We start from the raw sequence: 19,579 nt of genomic DNA on the forward strand, positions 1-19,579 counted from the left end.
TTGAGATGACTTTAGCTGGGTTCGCCTTTTGTAAATCAGTTAGCCCTTGTGCACTCAGCTTAATGTCATAGCTGCCCACGTTTTGACTATCAATCCCTGATATATCAAAGTCGGCAGCGGTCCAGCCAGCCGTTGGTGCCACCACACCGTTAGCGAGTTTGACGTCAAAAGTAGTTGGATCTGTGCTGGCATCACCATCGTATTGTTTATTCTTTGGTTGTAATTGAATCGAATTCTTATCAACCGGTGTCTGCGTATAGGTCACCGTAAAGGTCTGAGTAGCGCCGGTAGCATCCGACTTCAAATCAAAGGTTGGGTTAGCGGCCAACGCTTCCGCCAAGGTGTCGTAATCCTTGCCATCGGGACCAGTCACATGATAGACGCCACCGTTTGCGGCTAAATCTGTGTCTGAATACTTAAAGGTAATTTTATCGGTCCCAGTAGCGGTCTTATCGCCGGTATTCGCCGTGGTATTGCCCAACGCCGTATCGGTTAACTCACCATCCGGCCGGCCTTTGGTCGTCAACGTCGCCTTATCAACTTGAAAATGGTTGACTAACGTTGATGATCCGTCCAGCTTAATCGTGGTGTCCCCATCAGTCGTCGTGAAGACATAGCCCGGAATCGTCGGCACGTTGTTTAAAATCTTAGAACCCGCTACCCCGACTGGTGGTGTGGCGATGCCATCATCCGAATAACCACCGTTGGAACCGGGGAAGCCATTGATGACGTTACCATCTTGGTCAACGTTCTTAATGTGCGCAGTGGTCGTAAAGGAATCAACGATCTGACCGTTGACGTTGTTCAAGCCATCCACTCTAAACGCCGTTGGAATCGTGACTTGCTTACCACGGTCGTTCGCGCTATCGGGATCTTTGACGGGCAAAATGACATCAGCCATATCCATAGAAGCTAATTTTGGCATTGAGGTGACAATGCCGATAATCTTAGTCCAGTCTTTAACCTTGTCAGCAGTCATTAGATCAGCATCAGTTGTGGTACTCGTCCCATCCGCTGAATTAAAGTAATACTTATTACCATCCGCTAAGGTCACGTACTTGCCATCACTGGACAAAGTAACTTTGCCAGTTGAATACAAGGTCGTCGTGACATCGTTACCAGCACTTTTACCTTCCTTGGCAGCACCGGTGAGTTGTAAAGCAAATTTACCAGGGGTGTCCCCATTATTAACAGTGACTTCGGTTGGCAAATTAAGCACGCCACCCACGTTGGTGCTGGTATTGGCCGTGTTGTTGGCTAATCGCAAGCGAATGGACTGGGCGTCATTCTTCATCGGATTATTAACTCCGTTGACACTGAAACTTGAGCCGAAACTTTGATTATCTTGAATGGCGCCGTTGAGAATCATAGATTGAGGCGCAGAAATGTAAAGATTTCCCGATAATTTTGGATTGTTTGTTAAAGTAGCAGCCCCATTCATGTTTGGTGTCCAATCTTGAATTGCAGATAATCCAGCTATCTTTTGACCATCAGCTGTTTGAATATACAAATTTTGTAAATCTGCTTGACTAGATTGAATCTGACTTGAAATCTCATTCCCTTGGACCATCACTACCGCAACAGATTCACCAGTTTTACCAAATTTAGTTGCGGCATTGTTAGCAGAAGTTAACCCGCTATTTGCAAAATCACGATTGTTGACATAACTACTACCGTTATAATTACCATCGCCAGTTGCTATCGAACTATTCCAAGGGATAAAACCAGAAACCGCATCATCATTAACTTTAAAAGTTACTGACATATTTTGATTAGCTGGAACCCATTCAAACCCTGTTCCTGTGTAATCCAACTTTGTTACTGTCAATCCATCTGCGTTTACAAAATTAGAAATCTTAGGATTATCGGTTACTCCCTTCCAACCAATACCGTTTTCAGTGAATGGTAAACCAGTCTTCGAATTAGTAACTAATTTCATTTGAGCAGGTGTTGTAATATAAATAACCGGTTCAAAGATTGATCGGCTATTCCCGGCATAACCGGTTTGATCATTAGGGTCAGAAGTGGATGGTCGATTAATAATACCGCCCTTACTATCACGAAATGCATTTGCATTAAGATTAGTTCCAATTACATCATTCACTGCATTACCATAATTAAAGCCAATTGTAGTCGTGTAAGTATCTCCCGGATTTAATCCACCCGGAAAATCCTGTTTTCCCAAAGAAAGCTCTGTACTACTGTTAGTTGTAGCTGTAAAAGTTGAATTGGCTGAGCCTTGATAGTTAGAGTTCTTATCATTAACAGTCATCTTAATTGATAATTGTTGCCCATCCTTAACAGTGGCAACATCTTTGGTTCCTACATTGCCCAAAACAGTAAACGCGTTTGCAATGTCGTCATTAGAATTTACTGCATAACTTGCAACAAACCACGCTTCACCGCCGTTTACAACATCATAATCGTTTCCGGCCAAAAAGTTATCTGGTTTAACCTGTTCAGATTGATTAATAACATAGCTGGAAACATGAGCACCTGTGGGTACAGACATTAATTGCACATCTGTCCCATTAATGGATGACACCGTTGTTCCTGATCCTAGCTTGGTAAATGACTGATTAGTCCCATCACTGTAATTTACAGTTACATCATACGTTGTATCTTTGGGCCAATTTGTATTAATTGATTGGTTAAGTGGCAAACTAATCCCAGTAGATTCAACCCCATCAGGAATTGTTATTGTATATGTCGGGTTAATCGTAGTATTACCTAAATTAGCAGGTTGAAAATTTGCTAATATGTTATTACTGGTTGCCCCAATCACAAGTGTGTTGTTAGTGTTCACCCATGGAGCATTAATCTGCATTTTGGTAACTTTGTCATTAGTGAGCGTTTCCGTATACGTCACATTATTTACTGCATATGAATGTCCAGAGTTGAAATCTGAAGAATTTGTTGTAAAGTGGCTTTGACTTTCAGCCCCATTGTTTGCAATGATAGGGGCCTTTCCATCACTACCAGGTAAGTATGCCGTTTGGAAACTTTCAACCTTAAACGTCTGAGCGCCAACCGTTCCATCAGTATAATGGCCCGCAAAGGGAATTTGTCCACCGGGAAAAGCCAAAAAATGATTTTGACCACCGACAGTGATCTGTAATTTATTGCCTGGAAGGACTTTGAACGTATTTACTCCAATCCCTGTTCGCATACTATTCTTTTGAATATAATCCGTTTCATCCGGATCGAATACAAAGTTCGCAGGAAGATCGATAACTACAGTTGCAACGCCTAAACTATTAAAACCATTATTAAGTGAATATTTGAAGAAGTAGTTATAGTCAGGACCTGCTGTCTTGGTATCATTTAATACGCCCGCACTAATTCCTATTGAGTCAAGCGTCCGTTTGTTACTGTATGTTATCTTTTTGTATTGAGTATCAATGTTACTTCCACCATAGCTAATAGGAAGTAATACTCCGTCAGGAACAACTCCTTGATAATTTGGCCCACCATTATTATCAGTTGATGGGAAAAAGTTACCAGTTTCTGGTGACTTAGCTAAGTCATTAACTTGCGCTGGATACATTGCACCATATGTGTACTGAATAGTTTCTTTTTTAGTTATACCATCTTGGTCAAGCTTCCAAGTAATTGTGGTTGAACCATCTTTATTACTAGTTTGAGTTGAAATCGTATGATCAGTCCAAGATAAACCATAACCGGATGGCACAGTAATGAAGAAAGTATCACCTTTATTACCCGAAATATTTAAATTAGCTGTAATTACAGGCCCCTGCGCATTAACTTTAGTTTCATCAACAGTTAGATTTCCATCTGCGTCTGTTGTAGAGGCTCCTGTTGGTCCATTTAAAGTTAATGAAATCTCTTGCGCTGGATCCACAATCTGCCGGAAACTCCCAGTTAAGCCCTGTTTATGGATGGTTTTCAGCACTTTGTTGTAACTGCGAGCATTGCTGGCGGTAACAATTAGGTCACCATAATCATCCACCCGTGCCGAGGTCCCATTCGGCACACTGACCTGGTTGTAAGCTGCTTGAGCATTAGCAACCACGTGGGCCTTAACACCCTTTTTATCAGCAGCGACCAAGGCCGTCGCTTGATTCAGATTATCATGCATATCAGCCACTAAGGATAAGGCCGCATTCAGCTTGGTAGTGGCTTGCTTCTTATTCTTCACGGCGATCTTTTGGGCAGCTTTAACCGTCTTTAAAACTTTCGCTTGTTGGGCTTTTTGGTGCGCACTAATGGCGGTCAAGGCATCGTCTTGCGGAATATTATCGTTAGACTTCGCTTTGACCGTTGTTTGGCCTTTGGCAATCTGCTTTTGGGTCGCTTTCATGACCTGGTTAGCCCGTTGGACGATCTTTTGGGCGGATTGCTTGTTATATTTAGTTAACTTCTTATAGGTGGTTTTCTTAACTTTTAGTTCGTTGTGAGCATTTTTATTAACTTTAGTTGCTTTAGCGCTTGGCTGCGTTGTCGAGTCATTAGTGGCACTGGGGGTATTTTGAGCCGACTGGTCCGCTGTTTGGGCTTGTGCACTGCTCGTAGTATTGTCAGCAGCAATAGTTGATGCTGACGAAGTTACCGTTGCGGCATCAGAACTAGAAGTCGAAGTGCTTTGACCATTAGAAGCCATTTGACCGTTATTTTCACTTTGGCTAGTAGCGCTCGTGCTTGCTACAGCAGGCTTTTCAGTAGTTGAGGCATTCTGCCCCCCCCCCCCCCATTTTCAGCGGTGGTGGCGTTATCACTACTATAAGTAGCGGTGGTGTCCGCGTGAACGGGATGTGAGGTTAACATGGTGTATGACAAACCAGTGGTGAACATCGAAATGCCGGCCACTAACCACAGTTTTCCCTTCTTATAGAGTTTGTAGTGTTCCTGTTTCTCTAAGCTATCCTGATACAATCTTGTATTGTACTGATACCGATTCATATGAATATACCCCCTAATTTTAATTAAGCCACCGTTAACGGTTTCCTCAATCCGTCGAGCAGCGCTTAGTAACCATTTTTAATGGCCGCATCACTTTTCGATGGCCGCATCGTTATCGTTGTATGCAGTGCAATGATACCGCCGTCATCTCATCGTGATGCATGGTTATTAATTTACACTTATTATTCTAATGGAACCCTTATATATATCTATATGTATTCATTCTGTTTTGTCCGCGCTTTTTTGAGAAACAAAAAAATATAGAATGGTACGTGCTTTTTTGAAGCGGAGATCAGTTGAACTTTTCTGCTTCAGTGGCTTATGAAAGCTATGGTGCAGCGATTAACTGACACTTTCAGCGTTATTGGTACAATTAGTATCAACCATTAGGCTAAGATTTTTTTGCTTGTGAGTTGATATTTTTTTGTATTTTCCCGGCTAAGATTTAGTCTACAGACATCATTAAGAAACCACTGGCTAAAAAGCACAACGGTTTTTTGTATGTGAAACAATATTTATTTGGTGAATTAATTTGTTAGGCAACCATCATTAACAACATGGCTTCAGCAATTTTTCATCATACACTACCTCATCACACCCAAACAAAGTCTTAGCAGTTTTTGGCCGCTAAGACTTTATTTGGGGTAACTTTAGTCATTATCTTGAATAATCAATTTTTTATTTCCAGTAACGTAATTGCCATTCGTCAATTGATAACGGGTCGTTAGGTTATGAGTGACGATCTTCTTAACTTGCAAATGGCGACCCTTCTTGTAGTGGGTTACGCGTTTTGTTAAATTCTTGTTTCTGTATGCATTAACGCCCTTAGTCGCAATGACGGTAATTCGCTTGCTACTTGGCAGGCTGCCGTAGTAAACCTTGGTGACAAAATGACGATTCGCCGTGATGTAGCCAACTTTCCCGGCGGTCTTACTCTTGTGATTAACATCCTTAACCCGGTAGCGCAGAATGCCATTTTTAGAATGGGCATAATCAGTTACGACAAACATCGGCCGCTCAATTCGTTTAGTCTTAGGATATACTGCCAATCGTTGCCGTTTATTAAAAGTAGCGTTTCGGTACAGGTAAATCTTTTTAAGGCCATAAACTGCTGCGCCTTTTTTAGCTACGCCATTCGAATCAGCAACCTTACTTGGTTCAGTGGTTTGGCTTTCAGAAGGGCTTGGCGTGTGATCATCTTTGCTCTGCCCTGCGTTTGAGTTTTCAGTTGGTGTCACATTGGTCTTTGAACCGCCCCCTGTTGATCCCCCACCTGATGAGCGGCCAGGAACCGTAACTTTGATTGTTTTAGTAAGCGTGTGCACCTCATTATTTGGATAAGTTGCCACGTAACGATATTTAACATCGTATACGCCAGGCGTATTGGTATCTAATGTCCCATCAGCATTTAGCCGGCCATTTTCAGTTGACACGGTCACGTCTGGTTCTTCAACTAAATCCTTTAACCGATCCTGCAGTGGGTTCCAAATTTTGACGTGCGCTAATGGCTGCCAGTGTTCTCCCTGTTTAACCGTTGTGTCAGCGGCATCAATTACCCGCTGAACATGGAAGTTGATGCCACCAATCCCATTGTGATTTAGAACTGGCAATAGCGAATCAAAGTAACCCGGTTGGGATGAGCCGCCACCACTATTTGAAGCGACCGTGGTGAATGATTCATGGGTCAGCAAACTATTTCTATCTGAGGCCCAAACTGGTGCGTAACCATGGGTGTAGAGCATCTCCATAAAGGGTTGACCATTTTGGGCAGTCATCTGATTACCATCCACAAAAAAGCTTCCCCGGGTATATAACGCTGGTTCATTGGCCCCAAAGCCGCCACCTAAGTTGCTGAAAGTAATATCATTCTGGCGGTTAAACGTTGGCATTAACGATTGAATTGCTTTTTCCTGTTGATAATAACCATCCTGATCCCGAGTCGTCACAAGATACTGGCCTGGCTGGAAAGCTTGCATCTTTTCCAGGTCATACTTTTTGGCAAACCGAACCCCCAGCTGAGTTCCAATGGCGCCCCAATTTTTTTCCTTAATGGTAAATGCCTGCCCGGCTTCATAATCGACGGCATTCAAGTCATCAACCGTCATTGGAACCGAAAAGTCTACCCATTCGCCTGGGGCCAGCGTAACCTTGGCAACCACATGATTGGGAAAGAATTTTTCCTTTTTTACCCCGTGGTTTTCTCCTGGCTTATTTCCTGAAATAATCGGGTTTGAGTCGTCCACGTTCATGACAACTGAACTCTTCATATCCTTAGGGTGTCTCAAGATTTGGGCAGCGTTAATTTCACCACCACCTTCACCCCGGTTGTTTCTTAAATATATATGGGCATATATCGTTGGCTTTCCAGCCGCAATGTATTGATCGATATCAATAATGGAAGCAACACCATTACCACTGTAGTTAGACTTTTCACCGTTGATAGAAATATATGCAGCCCGTTCAAGGCCTACCAGTTGTTTATAGTTACCGGTTAAATCACTATCTTGATAAGTTGAAGTGGCCTGTTTAGCCACTGCGCCATTGTAAACAATTGGGTCACTTGCCGCCCTCGCTGAATGCTGAAAACTACCAATGATCCCCACAAAAAGAACCGCAATCACGATTTTAAAGGTCACGGTTGTCCATCGGCTAATTTGATTAATCATAATATGATCCCCCCGTCATGTTATGTTTTAGTATTCCTAATCATCTGTAATAATCATATCATAACTATTATAATCACTGCCACTTTGATGCCTAGAAATGGCTTAATTCACCTAATCAAAATTAGGTCTAATTAGTTTTTCCACAAATTAATTGTCCACAACCATCTTTAATGCTATATTGAATTTGAACCATTATTTTGTAGGACAGCTCCACAAAGCAGAAAACTGCACCTAAGCCACTCCTGCCAAAGGCCAAAACCCACGGTCTTCAGTAGGAGTAACTTAGGTTCCGCTTCCTAACCGCTTTGTTCTGCTCACTGTTTGTAGGACAGCGGGGTCAGGCAGAAATCTGCGTATAAGCACTTTGGGCAAAAATTCCAAATCCGGGAATTCTTGCCCAAGGAGACTTATCCTCCAGTTTCTAACCGCCTGACTCCGCTCACTATTATTAAAAAGGAGTGTCTATTATGGCAAAACAATATCAAGCAAAGATAACTTCATTAAATGGTGACAAGATTGGCACTCAGCCAACTGGTGAAGCAACGTTTACGGTTGACGGTGATACTTTGACGGTCGAAATTACAATGGACCACACTTCACCAAACACCCAACACTGGATGCATTTTCATGGCTTCCCAGATGGTCGAGATGCCAAGCCAGCAACCAGTGCCCAAGATACCAATCATGATGGCTATGTCGATCTGCCAGAAACGGAACCAGTTTCTGGCACAACGATGGTACCATTTAACGATCGACCCGAAAAGATGGCTATTCCGACCGACACGTATCCAACCTCAGATGCCAACGGTCATTTTCACTACAAGAAGGAAGTCCCGTTAAAAGAAATGAGTGACAAATTCAAGGAAGTCTTCAACGATAGTGACCTCCACTTAGAAAAACGCGTTATTTACATTCACGGGGTCCCCGATTCAATGGACTTACCAGACACAATTCAGGGTGCCGTTGGCAAATACGATCAACACACAACCTTACCAATCGCAACTGGCAAAATTGAAGAAGTGCGATAACCACCTTGATCTCATCGAACGGAAAAAATCCCATCGATGAGATTTTTTGATCAGCCAGTCTAGCTCCTGTTAGCTTCTGCCGTCCTCCCTGACAAATCAGGTGTAAAATAATCTCCAGGTACATAAAACCAGCTTAGGGGGAACGCCAAATGTTCTACTACTCAAAATCACGCTTAATCGGAATTTCAGACGGAATTTTCGCCGTTGTGTTAACCATTATGGTTCTTGATATCAAATCGCCGGTTAACGAATCAATTGGCCCAATGACGGAATTGTTGAAGCACCTATTAATCTACTTTGTTAGTTTCGGGATCGTCTCTGAATACTGGGTCTATCATCAAGAACTCCTTAACGGTATCAAAAAAGCAACACCACGATTAACCATTACGAATATCTACTATTTATGTTTCATCAGCTTAACGCCCTTTGCCACTGCTTGGCTGAATGACAGTTTTTTGAGTCGGGACAGTGCCGTGGCGTATTCACTTGTCATCATTTTGGTTAACTTTACACAAGCGTTGATGTTCAAAGAAGTCGTGGATTTGGGTGAAAAAAATGGCATCCAAATGTCCCCGCATGATCATGAAGAAATGCGGTCAGTCCTAGTAATGTTGGGCCTCAGCATTGTCTACCTAGCATTCGCTTATTTCTTAACCAAGTATTTTCTAATTGTGATTATCATGGGGTTACTCCTGCGAACAACCGTCACCCAGGTTAATCGGCTATTCAATCGAATTCCCCGGATTCATCGTTAAACTCACGGCCGTCAACTCACTGAATTAATTTCAAGTGAGTTGTTTTTATTTGCGAAATAACCAATCAGCAATTTTGAACGTGCTATACTATTTTTAAAAATTGTTACCAAATGGAGGGATTTCTAATGAAAAAGGCCCTTTTATTTTCCAAAATTTACATTCTGAGTTTCATCTATTTCATTCTTTTTCTGTTTTTGAGCCATTTAACACCGACATATTCTTTCAAATCATCAATAACTCCCTTTGACTATTTTAATGCCCTAAATGGCCTCATTTGTTTTCCAATAGCCATCAGCTGGTTGAAAACAATCATCAACAGGACCCGCGATCCCAACATCAAGAGGCGTCCCAACGCGTTAAACCGGGGCGCCGATAATTCCTCATATTTTTTGGCCGTCCAAACCAGTAATGCCACGATATTGGTTCCCGGCGGTTACGATTCCGTCATCTTTCGACTGCTTCTGGCTTTTTTCATTAACACAATTGGCTACATTTTCTCAGTACCACTCTTAGTCTTATTGCTCCTTTCAAGCCAATTCAAGTGGCATTTATTTGAAACCCTCATTTTAGCCGCCGCGCGTTATCAATATAACAGCGACATGAAACGGTCAAGATTCATTTCCCGCATTGATCTCAACAAACTAACCGAACTCATTAACGGACACATCCCAGCCCTGATCTTTATCGGCAGCCCACAAGACCGGGCGAGTCGCCTTATCGCGCCAAAGCTACGGTATGCGTTAAAATTGAACGCTACGCATATTTTTTATTTCAATTATACCGATAATGAGTTATCAGCTAATGCACCATTGTTCAAAAACATTGGCATCACGTCTCTGCCAACACTAGTCCGAATAGATGGCAATGGTAGCGTGATTGCGACCGATCCAAACTACTTAGAAAACACGATTCAGTTATGGCCACAGCAATTAAAACCACGTAAAAAACCGTAAAGCCAGTTATTTGCCTTTACGGTTTTTATTAATAATTAATACTTTATAGCCTTGTCGTTTCGCCATCCCAAGTCCGCATCCGGACCGCCACCAAATACGCAGCAACGACCTTGAGCGTGTCCCCAGGGATAAAAGCTAAGTTTGATAGGAGCGCGCCAACCAATGAGATTGGGGTTACCAGCCACAGCCAAAGTGATCCGATGACGTCCACCGCCAGCACCCCGACAACCCACATCATCGCCAACCGGGACCAGCGACGATTAACAAATGGCATCGAAAGGCTATAACCCATCATCCCCGGTGTTAACAACCAGCCCAATAAATAACCGCCAGTCGGTCCAATGAAGACCGCGGGCCCAGCTTGACCGCCACTAAGAACTGGAAAGCCAATAAGGGCTAGTAGTAGGAATACCAAAATCGATAATGTTCCTTTTTTAGGGCCTAAAATTACGGCTGCCAACATAATCCCTAAGTTTTGCATCACAATCGGAACTGGAATAAAGCCTAGGGGAAGTGGTGGAATGATACCTAAAATAATAATAACCGCCGTTATTAATGCGGTTTGGACAATTTCGCGGGTTTTCATAAGCACTCCTTGGATGTCCACTCTTGGTTAAGCTCACTCACTGATAAGGTTAACCACCAGTGGACAATTTTGATTTTCTATCCCTGATAGCCACTTTCTGGTAAGTATACCTTAGTGACCTCACCACTTGAGATCGTTAATTGACCTGATGTGGTAGTCATTACCAATGCCCCTTCGTTATCAAAGTGATCAGCAATCCCCGTATAGACCCGCGTTCCCATTTCAACTCGAATCTTTCTGCCCAGAATATCCGATAACTCCGCGTACTCAGCTAGGAAATTGCCAGTTTGATACGTCTGAAACATATAAAAGAAATTGTCAATAACGCGGGCAACAATTTGGTTACGATCAGCCTGGCTATGAGCAACAATGGCCCCAGCTTTATGCTTGATTGGATCAGGAAAGCCTTCGGAATCAATATTGAGGCCGATCCCAATAATCACATTTTCATGAGAACCATCTTCAAGGCTTGAAGTCGTCTCAGTCAAGATCCCACCGCATTTTTTATCATGAGCCAAAATATCGTTCACCCATTTAACCCTGAAATCCACTTGCGGAAAAAACGGCTTCAACGATCGGACCACGCACACGGCCGTTCCGGTTGTGATGAGTCCAGAGTGAATTGCTTGGCGGGTTTGCATGGGAATCAACAGGCTCATATAAATACCAGTCCCACTAGGCGAATAAAACCGGCGGCCCAACCGCCCCCGCCCCTTTGTTTGGGTATCCGTAATAAAAATTTGCGATTTAAAAACCGTTCTTTCCGTGGCATACTGCTTGGCATAGTCGTTTGTAGACGTCAACTGATCAAATACATGAACCCTCACCGGATAACTCGTCACCCGATAGTGTTCGATCACCTGGGCATTAAAGCAATTAGATTTCAGGTAAGCGTACCCAATTCCCTTTCGAGTCTCAATGATGTGGCCACTTTGTTCAAGCTTTAAGATATTGTTATAAACGGCGGGCCGGCTAATGTTGAACCGTTTTGCTAACTCATTACCAGAGATATAGCGATTATCTGAAGCTAACAAAGCCCGTAAAATTTGTGATTGATGATCTGCCATAATTGTTCCCTCACAATCCGCCTTGAACCGACCAATTAAATCAGATGAACGCCCTTATCAACATACACAACGTCACCGGTCATCCCTGTCGATAAATCACTCATTAAGAATGCCGCAACGTTACCAATTTCGTCCGTCGTAACACTCTTTTGATCAACCGTCCGGGATTCAGATTCTTTTAGCAATTCCCCATGATGCTTGATGCCAGTGACCGCCAACGTTTTAACGGCACCAGCTGAAATTGCGTTTACCCGAATTCCCTTAGTTCCCAGTTCAGAGGCCAGATAGCGAACGTTAGCTTCCAAAGCAGCCTTCGCAACCCCCATCATATTATAATTAGGAATTGCCCGGGTAGACCCAAAGTAGGTGAGCGTCATAATACTAGCAGTGTCATTTAAAACGGGCTGAGCGTACCGGGCAACGGCGATCAGTGAATAAGCACTAATGTTTTGGGCTAAATCGTAACCATCTTTGGTCGTATGAACCAGCCCAGAAGTTAACGTATCCTTATCCGCAAACGCAATCGCATGAATCACCCCGTCAATTTTACCGTAAGTTTCACCAATTTTGGTAAACGCCTTTTCAATGTTTTCATCTTCTGAAACATCACATTCGATTAAATCGAGGTCTTCGGGAACAAAACGCGCTAAACTCTTCTTAATTCGGTCATTTTGGTACGTCAAAATCACCTTTGCGCCTTGGTTGATAATTGCTTGGGTACATCCCCAAGCGATGCTGCGCTTGTTTGCAACCCCCATGATTACAATTGTTTTACCATCTAAAAAGCCACTCATTATTGGGCCTCCATCTTCTTGATTAATTAAAAATTCTGAAACCGGCGTTGGCGTTGGTCCACTAATTCATTGACAGGCAAACTACTCAGTTCAGTAAACTGATCGTCAATAAAATTCCGCAAATCGCTCAAATCATCACCGGGTTGATACTCATGAATAATTTTATTAATAATACCATCTTTTAGCAAGCTCTCCGGTGTTAATCCGAGTTCTTCAGCGGCTTGTTGAACCTTAGCCGAATCCTTCCACATAATACTTGCGTACCCTTCAGGCGAGAGTACCGAATAAATGCTGTCCTCAAACATAAATACCCGATCACCACAGGCTAAGGCGAGGGCCCCGCCACTACCGCCTTCACCAACGATGATCGTGATGTAAGGCACCTTCAGCTGCATCCCTTGGATAATACATTGGGCCACCGCCGATCCTTGACCATGGTATTCGGATTCAACATCCGGCCAAGCCCCCGGTGTATTAACCAACGCCAGTATCGGCCGTCGAAACTTCTCCGCTTGCTTCATTAACCGCAGCGCTTTTCGATAGCCTTCCGGTGTGGGGCTGCCAAAGTGGCGGTCGATGTTTTCATCGGTATCCCGACCCTTTTGAATCCCAACCACGGTAATTGGCCGCTTCTTAAGCAAGCCGATCCCACCAACAAGTGCGTGATCGTCAGCTTCTAAGCGGTCCCCATGCTGCTCAAAGAAATCAGTTGTAAGCCCATCAATGAGCGCCGCAATTGAAATCTTATCTTTTCGGCGAGCCCCTTGAACCCGCTGATAAGCTGTTTTATTAACCATTGCCATTCTCCCTTGTATGTAAAAGCAGCAGTTTGGCTAACGTCTCTTTCATATCCGCCCGATTGACAATTTGATCGATAAAGCCGTGTTTCATAACGGTTTCAGCGCTTTGAAAATCCTTGGGCGGCCGTTGCATAATTGTCTGTTCAATCACCCGCCGGCCGGCAAAGCCAATTAAAGCGTGAGGTTCAGCCAAAGTAATATCGCCGTCCATTGCAAAACTGGCGGTCACTCCACCAGTCGTTGGATCGCAAAGCACAACGATATACAATAACCCGGCCTTACTATGGGCCGCCACAGCACTTGAAACCTTCGCCATCTGCATTAAGGAATTGAGGCCCTCTTGCATCCGAGCCCCGCCGGAAGCCGTAAACATAATAACCGGCAGCTGCTTTCTAGTAGCCAATTCAAATAACCGGGTGATCTTTTCACCGGTGGCACTTCCAAGGCTGCCCATAATCCAAAACGGATCCATAACGCCGACTGCCACGGCGTGTTTATCTAAAAGGGCCGTGCCAGTCAACACGCTTTCGTTAATACCGGTCACCTTTTTGGCTTTTGCAATTTTAGCCCGGTATTTCTCATCGGTATAACGGTCAGGCACGGTCAGGTCCCTATCTAGTTCAGTAAATTTATCGAAGGTCGTCTTAACCCGGCGCTTAGCCAGCATTCGAAAGCCGTAACCACATTTAGGGCAGGTATTGTTGCGGCCAGCCCGCATGGATAGAAATTTGTAATGACAAATCGGGCATTCCCTCAGCACGTGATCGGGAATTGCGTCCATTCGTTTAACTAATTCATCGTGACTGGGCATTTTAAACCGACTCTGCAACATGGAACCCCTCCTTACGAGTCAATACATCATTCTCAATGAAACTAGTCGAATAATGACCAGTCCTAAAGGCATCCGTATTGATTAAGTATTTCAAGAATTGCTGGTTTGTACCGACCCCATTGATCTCAAGCTCATTTAGAACTCGGTTCATCTTGGCAATCACTGCATCGCGGTCATTAAGGTGAACAATGACCTTAGCAATCATGGAATCATAAAATGGTGAGATGAAGCTCCCCTGAGCAACGCCGGAATCAATTCGAACGCCTAATGAACCAGCCGGAAAGAACAAGTGATTAATCCGGCCAGGGCGGGGCGCAAAGTGATTGCTAGGGTCCTCAGCATTTAGCCGACATTCAAGGACATGTCCCTTTACGGCAGCGTCAGCCTGCGTGAAATCTAATTCCTGACCAGCAGCGACCTTAAGCTGAGCCTTCACCAATTCGATGCCGGTAACTTCTTCGGTAATCGTATGTTCAACTTGAAGCCGGGTGTTCATCTCCATAAAGTAGAAATGATGATCCGCATCCATCAAGAATTCATAAGTTCCGGTGTTCGTATAGCCTAGCTTTAAAGTAGCATTGGCAACAATTTTTCCGAGGGCTTCTCGCTCGGCTGGCGAAATGAAGATGCAGGGACTTTCCTCAATCACCTTTTGATGATTTCGCTGGAGTGAACAATCCCGCTCCGGCAAATAAACAACGTGTTGAAAATCATCGGCGATCACCTGCATTTCAACGTGCTTCGCATTTCGAATCACTTTTTCTACATAAATGTCATCATCGTCGTATGATACCCGGGCTTCCCGTTGGGTTTGTTCAAAAGCACTTGCAAGCTCTTCTGGCCGGTCCACTTCCCGAATGCCCTTGCCACCACCACCAGCAGCCGATTTCAACAGAACTGGAAAGCCAATTGTTTTGGCAACCAGTTCAGCTTGGGCGCTGGTTTTGACAACCCCATCGCTACCGGGGATGACCGGGACACCCGCTTTTTTCATTGCTTCTCTCGCATTTGATTTATCACCCATCAGCGAGATTAACTCGTGGCTTGGGCCGATAAATTTAATATGGCAAGTCTCACAAAGTTCGGCAAATTCAGCGTTCTCTGATAGAAAGCCGTAGCCAGGATGGATTGCTTCACAGCCAGTTAAGTTGGCCGCACTGATAATCTGGGCCATATTCAAATATGATTCGCTGGGTTGGGGCCCGCCGATACAAATTGCTTCGTCGGCTAAATGAACGAACAAACTGTCTTTATCAGCACTAGAATAGACCGCTACCGCCGTGATTCCCATATCATGCAGGGTCCGGATAATTTGAACAGCAATTTCACCACGATTAGCCACTAATACCTTTTTAAACATCTGCTCACCCCATTTTATTCAACGGCAAAAATTAAGTCTGCTTCACAAATTGATTGGCCATTGCGCCGAATCGTTCCGTGACCCAGGCCAATATTGCGCTTTAGCTTTTTCATGATAACTTCAAATTCCAACTTGTCACCAGGCCGAAAATCAGCTTGAAAGACAGCGTTTTTAATCCCACCAAAGAAAACGTTCTTCCCTTGGTTTTCAGGCATGGACAAAATTGCCGCCACGCCGGTTTGGGCCATCGCCTCAATCATAATTGGCCGTGGCACCACCAAATGAGTTGCCGGCTGGTTGGCAAAGAACCATTCGTTGATCGAAATCAGCTTAACCGCTGAGGCAGCAACTCCTGGTTCAACGTTGGTAAACTTATCAATCATTTCAAAAGGGTATCGCTGCGGAATAACATCATTTACTTCTGGTTTCATCTGATTACCCCTTTATCACTTGAAAAATCGGCTGGTCATATTCAACCATACTGCCATCTTCAACTAAAATATTAGTGATTGTGCCAGAAACATCGCTCTTAACTTCATTAATCATCTTCATGGCTTCAATCACACAAACCACCTCGCCCTTTTCAACGTGGTCGCCCTGCTTTTTGAAAACCGGCTTATCGGGGCTTGGCGCAAAGTAAACAACGCCAACCAGCGGCGCCTTAATTTCAGCAACGTTATCCGAAACAGCTGGTTTAGACTCGCCCGCTGATTCTGGCTGTCGGTTAGTCACTTTAGCATCGACACCGTCTTCAAGGCTATCTGATGGTTCAGCTGATTCTTGGACACCTGGTCGATCATCTTGCTCACGCTTACTCAAAGATAATTTAAAATCGGCCTGTGATAATTCAAATTGCTTCAGTGATGATTTATCAAATTTATCAAGTAACCGTTCAATTTCTTTTTCATCCATCTTCTAATCACATCCCTTAAATGCAATTACCGCGTTATGGCCTCCAAAACCAAATGAGTTACTAATCGCGTAATTAACCGGGGCCTGCTTATTAGCATCGTTAACCAATTCAATATCACATTCCTCGTCTTGATTAACCACGCCAACGTTAACGGGCATCTGATTATGCTGAATTGCGCCAATCGTTGCCACCGCTTCAATCGCGCCGGCAGCCCCTAAAGCATGACCCGTCATCCCCTTAGTGCTGCTGACCTTAACGTGATCATTCTTAGCAAAGACCTGCTTGATCGCCTTTGCCTCAGCACTATCGTTAGCGTGGGTGCTAGTTCCATGGGCGTTAATATAATCAACGTCAGTTTCATCAATCCCGGCTTCATCAACCGCCTGTTGCATGGCCCGAATGGCTCCCTTGCCTTCTGGATCTGGTGCAGTCATATGATAAGCGTCACTCGTCGTCCCGTAACCAACAATTTCAGCTAAGATATTAGCACCACGCGCTTTGGCATGATCGTAGTCTTCTAGAATAACCGTGCCAGAACCTTCACCAAGCACAAACCCATTTCGGTCCTTATCAAATGGAATTGACGCCTTCTTTGGATCAGCTTCCTTAGAGAGGGCTGTCAGCGCAGCAAACCCAGCAATCCCAATTTCGTTTACCGAAGCTTCAGTGCCACCCGCAATGATTGCTTTTGCCTTACCCTGCTTAATATATTCAAAGGCATTTCCAATTGCATTAGTTCCTGATGAACAAGCAGTCACAATTCCCTGGCTAGTATTCAACGCGTTAAAGGCAATCGAAATATTACCAGCCGCCATGTTAATGATTGAGTCCGGGACAAATAACGGGGAAACCCGCTTTGGGCTCTTGTCGTGCATTTTGATAACCTGCTCTTGAATGGTTGTCAAACCACCAATACCAGAACCATAGATAACGCCTAGATCTTCGGGGTCAATGTTATCCTCAGTAAGACCAGCCATCTCCATCGCTTCCTTCGCACTATACAGCGCATAGGTACAGAAAAGGTCGTTTCGCTTGGCAAATTTTTTATCGACCCGTTTCAACGGATCAAAGTCAGTGACCTCACCAGCAACGGTAATGCCAGTGGGCTCAGCATCAAACTTGGTAATTGCATTGATGCCAACCTTGGAAGCAAATAAGTTCTTCAAAAAACTGTCAACATCATTTCCAATGGGAGAAACAATTCCCATTCCAGTAATTACTACTCTGCTCATTAATTTACTCCTTCAACAATTCTAGATTGTTAAACCGCCGTCAATGGTGATCACTTGGCCGGTAATGTATTGATTGTGGACCAAAAAGGTAACCGCATCGGCAACTTCAGCTGGATCACCAAAACGTTTCAACGGAATTTGGTCAGTGAACTCTTTTTGCCGCCGCTCACTCATCTTAGCCGTCATATCAGTGGCAACCATCCCAGGGGCAACCGCGTTACACCGAATATTTCTCAACGCGCCTTCACGGGCAGCTGTCTTAGTTAAGCCAACTAAGCCCGCCTTGCTGGCAGAGTAATTGGCTTGCCCAAGATTGCCATGCAACCCAGAAATACTTGCCAGGTTAACGATGGCCCCGGTTCGGCTCTTTTGCATGATTTTCATCGCAAACTTCGTCATGTTAAAGGCCCCAACTAAATTAGTATTGATTACCGCTTCAAAATCAGCCAATTTCATTCGGCTTAACAGCTTATCCTTGGTAATCCCAGCGTTGTTTACCAGCACATCAAGTTGACCGTATTTGGCAACCACGTCATTGACCATCTTTTCAGCGTCAGTTTCATTAGCAACATCGCCAACCAGGTTGTCAAAGACTAACCCTTGATCGGCAAAATTCTGCTTTTCGTCAGCCGTTAAGGCGTGATGTGAATTGATGACAACCGTCATGCCATCATTGGCAAGCCGTTTCGCAATTGCCAAGCCAATTCCCTTTGCGGCGCCAGTTACCAAAGCTACTTGTTTTGTTTCACTCATTATTTCACCAACTTTATTTTTGATCGAAAATCATTCAGCGTCTCAACGCTGTCAATATGGCATGTGTGTCCCTTATCAACGGCCTTCTTCGCAAATTTCATTAACGTGTCGCCAGGGCCCAATTCTACCAATGTGTCGCACCCCAATTGGGTGAGTTGCGTTAAACAGTCAGCAAAATGAGTTGGCTTAATGAGTTGGGCAACCAAGGTCTGTTTAATCATCGACATGTCAAACGGCTGTGCCGTCGTATTACTAATCACCGGAAAGGCAAGTTTATGAAAGTCGACCCCTTGAATTCGGTCAGCTAACAGATCAGAAGCCTCCTGCATAAACGGCGTATGAGAAGCTACCGTCATCTTCAACGGCACGACTCGCTTTACCCCATGATCGTGCAGATAGTCAGTTACGGCTTCAAGCCCTTCTGGCGACCCCCCAATTACAATTTGAGAATCTGTGTTGTAGTTAGCCGCGTAAATTGGACCTTGTTTTGCACCAAACGCAATTGCCTGGTCCACCATTGCAGCATTTGTTTTCAAAACAGCAGCCATTTTTCCAGGGTGGGCCTTCCCAGCCTGATCCATGTACGTGCTGCGGTCCTGAACCAAGTGAAGTGTATCAGCGAACGTTAACCCACCAGCTGCAAGCAAGGCGCTGTATTCGCCTAAACTCAACCCAGTTACGCCAAGTGGCAAGCCGCCCTCCTTTGCCATGATTCGGTAAAGGCCGGTGCTCATTGTCACAATTGCAACCTGGGTATTCACTGGCTTATCCAAAACAGCTGCATCGTTTAGGTCCATGCCTAACGCTTCAGAAGCTTCTTCAACCGTCTGTCGATATACTGACTCTTGTCTGTATAAATCTTGGCCCATTCCAGCAAATTGTTTGCCCTGACCACTAAATAAATACCCTAATTTCAACTA

At 44.2% G+C, this 19,579-nt stretch carries 17 protein-coding genes; 3 read left to right on the top strand and 14 right to left on the bottom strand.

All coding sequences use genetic code 11. The features are described from left to right. From FC98_RS05320 to FC98_RS05330, 3 genes are all read right to left on the bottom strand, one after another. Positions 1-4,621 (bottom strand): MBG domain-containing protein (locus FC98_RS05320; RefSeq protein WP_156637221.1); only part of this gene is annotated, 4,621 nt, incomplete at its 3' end. Between the two features lie 41 nt (positions 4,622-4,662). Next, the gene (locus FC98_RS05325) at positions 4,663-4,920 is read right to left on the bottom strand and encodes a KxYKxGKxW signal peptide domain-containing protein (protein ID WP_056949296.1); all 258 of its coding nucleotides are present in this window, start codon (positions 4,918-4,920) and stop codon (positions 4,663-4,665) included. A 650-nt stretch (positions 4,921-5,570) separates the two neighbouring features. Then, complete coding sequence (locus FC98_RS05330; RefSeq protein WP_056949297.1) at positions 5,571-7,586, bottom strand: DUF5776 domain-containing protein; 2,016 nt, start codon at positions 7,584-7,586, stop codon at positions 5,571-5,573. A gap of 467 nt (positions 7,587-8,053) precedes the next feature. Between FC98_RS05330 and FC98_RS05335 the strand changes: the two genes are divergently transcribed. From FC98_RS05335 to FC98_RS05345, 3 genes are all read left to right on the top strand, one after another. After that, positions 8,054-8,614, top strand: a complete 561-nt coding sequence (locus FC98_RS05335) for a CHRD domain-containing protein (RefSeq protein ID WP_008855728.1) — start codon at positions 8,054-8,056, stop codon at positions 8,612-8,614. A gap of 149 nt (positions 8,615-8,763) precedes the next feature. Further along, positions 8,764-9,369: a TMEM175 family protein gene (locus tag FC98_RS05340; protein WP_008855729.1), complete on the top strand. Its 606-nt coding sequence runs from the start codon at positions 8,764-8,766 to the stop codon at positions 9,367-9,369. Positions 9,370-9,494: 125 nt separating this feature from the next. Continuing rightward, positions 9,495-10,322 carry a hypothetical protein gene (locus FC98_RS05345; protein WP_040470863.1) on the top strand — a complete coding sequence of 276 codons (828 nt, stop codon included), beginning with the start codon at positions 9,495-9,497 and terminating at the stop codon, positions 10,320-10,322. 43 nt (positions 10,323-10,365) lie between these two features. Here the strand turns inward: FC98_RS05345 and FC98_RS05350 are convergent, their stop codons facing one another. The 11 genes from FC98_RS05350 to FC98_RS05400 form a co-directional block, all read right to left on the bottom strand. After that, on the bottom strand, positions 10,366-10,908 hold the full coding sequence (locus tag FC98_RS05350) for a biotin transporter BioY (protein WP_040470865.1): 543 nt from the start codon (positions 10,906-10,908) through the stop codon (positions 10,366-10,368). Positions 10,909-10,985: 77 nt separating this feature from the next. Continuing rightward, positions 10,986-11,975 carry a biotin--[acetyl-CoA-carboxylase] ligase gene (locus FC98_RS05355; RefSeq protein ID WP_056949298.1) on the bottom strand — a complete coding sequence of 330 codons (990 nt, stop codon included), beginning with the start codon at positions 11,973-11,975 and terminating at the stop codon, positions 10,986-10,988. A 35-nt stretch (positions 11,976-12,010) separates the two neighbouring features. Beyond that, a complete protein-coding gene (gene fabI / locus FC98_RS05360) occupies positions 12,011-12,769 on the bottom strand; it encodes an enoyl-ACP reductase FabI (protein ID WP_054654598.1) in 759 nt (252 codons plus the stop codon). A gap of 26 nt (positions 12,770-12,795) precedes the next feature. After that, positions 12,796-13,566 (bottom strand): carboxyltransferase subunit alpha, encoded by a 771-nt coding sequence (accA, locus tag FC98_RS05365; protein WP_040470868.1) that lies wholly within the window; start codon positions 13,564-13,566, stop codon positions 12,796-12,798. Next, positions 13,559-14,401: an acetyl-CoA carboxylase carboxyltransferase subunit beta gene (locus tag FC98_RS05370; RefSeq protein ID WP_008855735.1), complete on the bottom strand. Its 843-nt coding sequence runs from the start codon at positions 14,399-14,401 to the stop codon at positions 13,559-13,561. The genes accA and FC98_RS05370 overlap by 8 nt, the downstream gene beginning before the upstream one ends. After that, entirely contained in the window at positions 14,382-15,761 is a 1,380-nt protein-coding gene (locus tag FC98_RS05375) for an acetyl-CoA carboxylase biotin carboxylase subunit (protein WP_056949299.1), read from the bottom strand. The genes FC98_RS05370 and FC98_RS05375 overlap by 20 nt, the downstream gene beginning before the upstream one ends. A 14-nt stretch (positions 15,762-15,775) precedes the next feature. Next, a complete protein-coding gene (locus tag FC98_RS05380) occupies positions 15,776-16,192 on the bottom strand; it encodes a 3-hydroxyacyl-ACP dehydratase FabZ family protein (RefSeq protein WP_008855737.1) in 417 nt (138 codons plus the stop codon). A gap of 4 nt (positions 16,193-16,196) precedes the next feature. Next, positions 16,197-16,673, bottom strand: a complete 477-nt coding sequence (gene accB, locus FC98_RS05385; RefSeq protein ID WP_008855738.1) for an acetyl-CoA carboxylase biotin carboxyl carrier protein — start codon at positions 16,671-16,673, stop codon at positions 16,197-16,199. 3 nt (positions 16,674-16,676) lie between these two features. Then, positions 16,677-17,906: a beta-ketoacyl-ACP synthase II gene (gene fabF, locus FC98_RS05390; RefSeq protein WP_008855739.1), complete on the bottom strand. Its 1,230-nt coding sequence runs from the start codon at positions 17,904-17,906 to the stop codon at positions 16,677-16,679. A gap of 21 nt (positions 17,907-17,927) precedes the next feature. Beyond that, on the bottom strand, positions 17,928-18,659 hold the full coding sequence (gene fabG, locus FC98_RS05395) for a 3-oxoacyl-[acyl-carrier-protein] reductase (RefSeq protein ID WP_008855740.1): 732 nt from the start codon (positions 18,657-18,659) through the stop codon (positions 17,928-17,930). Next, a complete protein-coding gene (locus tag FC98_RS05400) occupies positions 18,659-19,576 on the bottom strand; it encodes an ACP S-malonyltransferase (protein WP_054654600.1) in 918 nt (305 codons plus the stop codon). Before FC98_RS05400 ends, fabG begins: the two co-directional genes overlap by 1 nt. Between the last annotated feature and the right edge of the window lie 3 nt (positions 19,577-19,579).

This window comes from Lentilactobacillus kisonensis DSM 19906 = JCM 15041, assembly GCF_001434135.1.
In the GTDB taxonomy this organism is placed as follows: Bacteria; Bacillota; Bacilli; order Lactobacillales; family Lactobacillaceae; genus Lentilactobacillus; species Lentilactobacillus kisonensis.

Coding starts and splice junctions, on each gene's coding strand:
- FC98_RS05325 (WP_056949296.1), bottom strand. CDS start 4,920: ATGAATCGGTATCAGTACAATACAAGATTGTATCAGGATAGCTTAGAG.
- FC98_RS05330 (WP_056949297.1), bottom strand. CDS start 7,586: ATGATTAATCAAATTAGCCGATGGACAACCGTGACCTTTAAAATCGTG.
- FC98_RS05335 (WP_008855728.1), top strand. CDS start 8,054: ATGGCAAAACAATATCAAGCAAAGATAACTTCATTAAATGGTGACAAG.
- FC98_RS05340 (WP_008855729.1), top strand. CDS start 8,764: ATGTTCTACTACTCAAAATCACGCTTAATCGGAATTTCAGACGGAATT.
- FC98_RS05345 (WP_040470863.1), top strand. CDS start 9,495: ATGAAAAAGGCCCTTTTATTTTCCAAAATTTACATTCTGAGTTTCATC.
- FC98_RS05350 (WP_040470865.1), bottom strand. CDS start 10,908: ATGAAAACCCGCGAAATTGTCCAAACCGCATTAATAACGGCGGTTATT.
- FC98_RS05355 (WP_056949298.1), bottom strand. CDS start 11,975: ATGGCAGATCATCAATCACAAATTTTACGGGCTTTGTTAGCTTCAGAT.
- fabI (WP_054654598.1), bottom strand. CDS start 12,769: ATGAGTGGCTTTTTAGATGGTAAAACAATTGTAATCATGGGGGTTGCA.
- accA (WP_040470868.1), bottom strand. CDS start 13,566: ATGGTTAATAAAACAGCTTATCAGCGGGTTCAAGGGGCTCGCCGAAAA.
- FC98_RS05370 (WP_008855735.1), bottom strand. CDS start 14,401: ATGTTGCAGAGTCGGTTTAAAATGCCCAGTCACGATGAATTAGTTAAA.
- FC98_RS05375 (WP_056949299.1), bottom strand. CDS start 15,761: ATGTTTAAAAAGGTATTAGTGGCTAATCGTGGTGAAATTGCTGTTCAA.
- FC98_RS05380 (WP_008855737.1), bottom strand. CDS start 16,192: ATGAAACCAGAAGTAAATGATGTTATTCCGCAGCGATACCCTTTTGAA.
- accB (WP_008855738.1), bottom strand. CDS start 16,673: ATGGATGAAAAAGAAATTGAACGGTTACTTGATAAATTTGATAAATCA.
- fabF (WP_008855739.1), bottom strand. CDS start 17,906: ATGAGCAGAGTAGTAATTACTGGAATGGGAATTGTTTCTCCCATTGGA.
- fabG (WP_008855740.1), bottom strand. CDS start 18,659: ATGAGTGAAACAAAACAAGTAGCTTTGGTAACTGGCGCCGCAAAGGGA.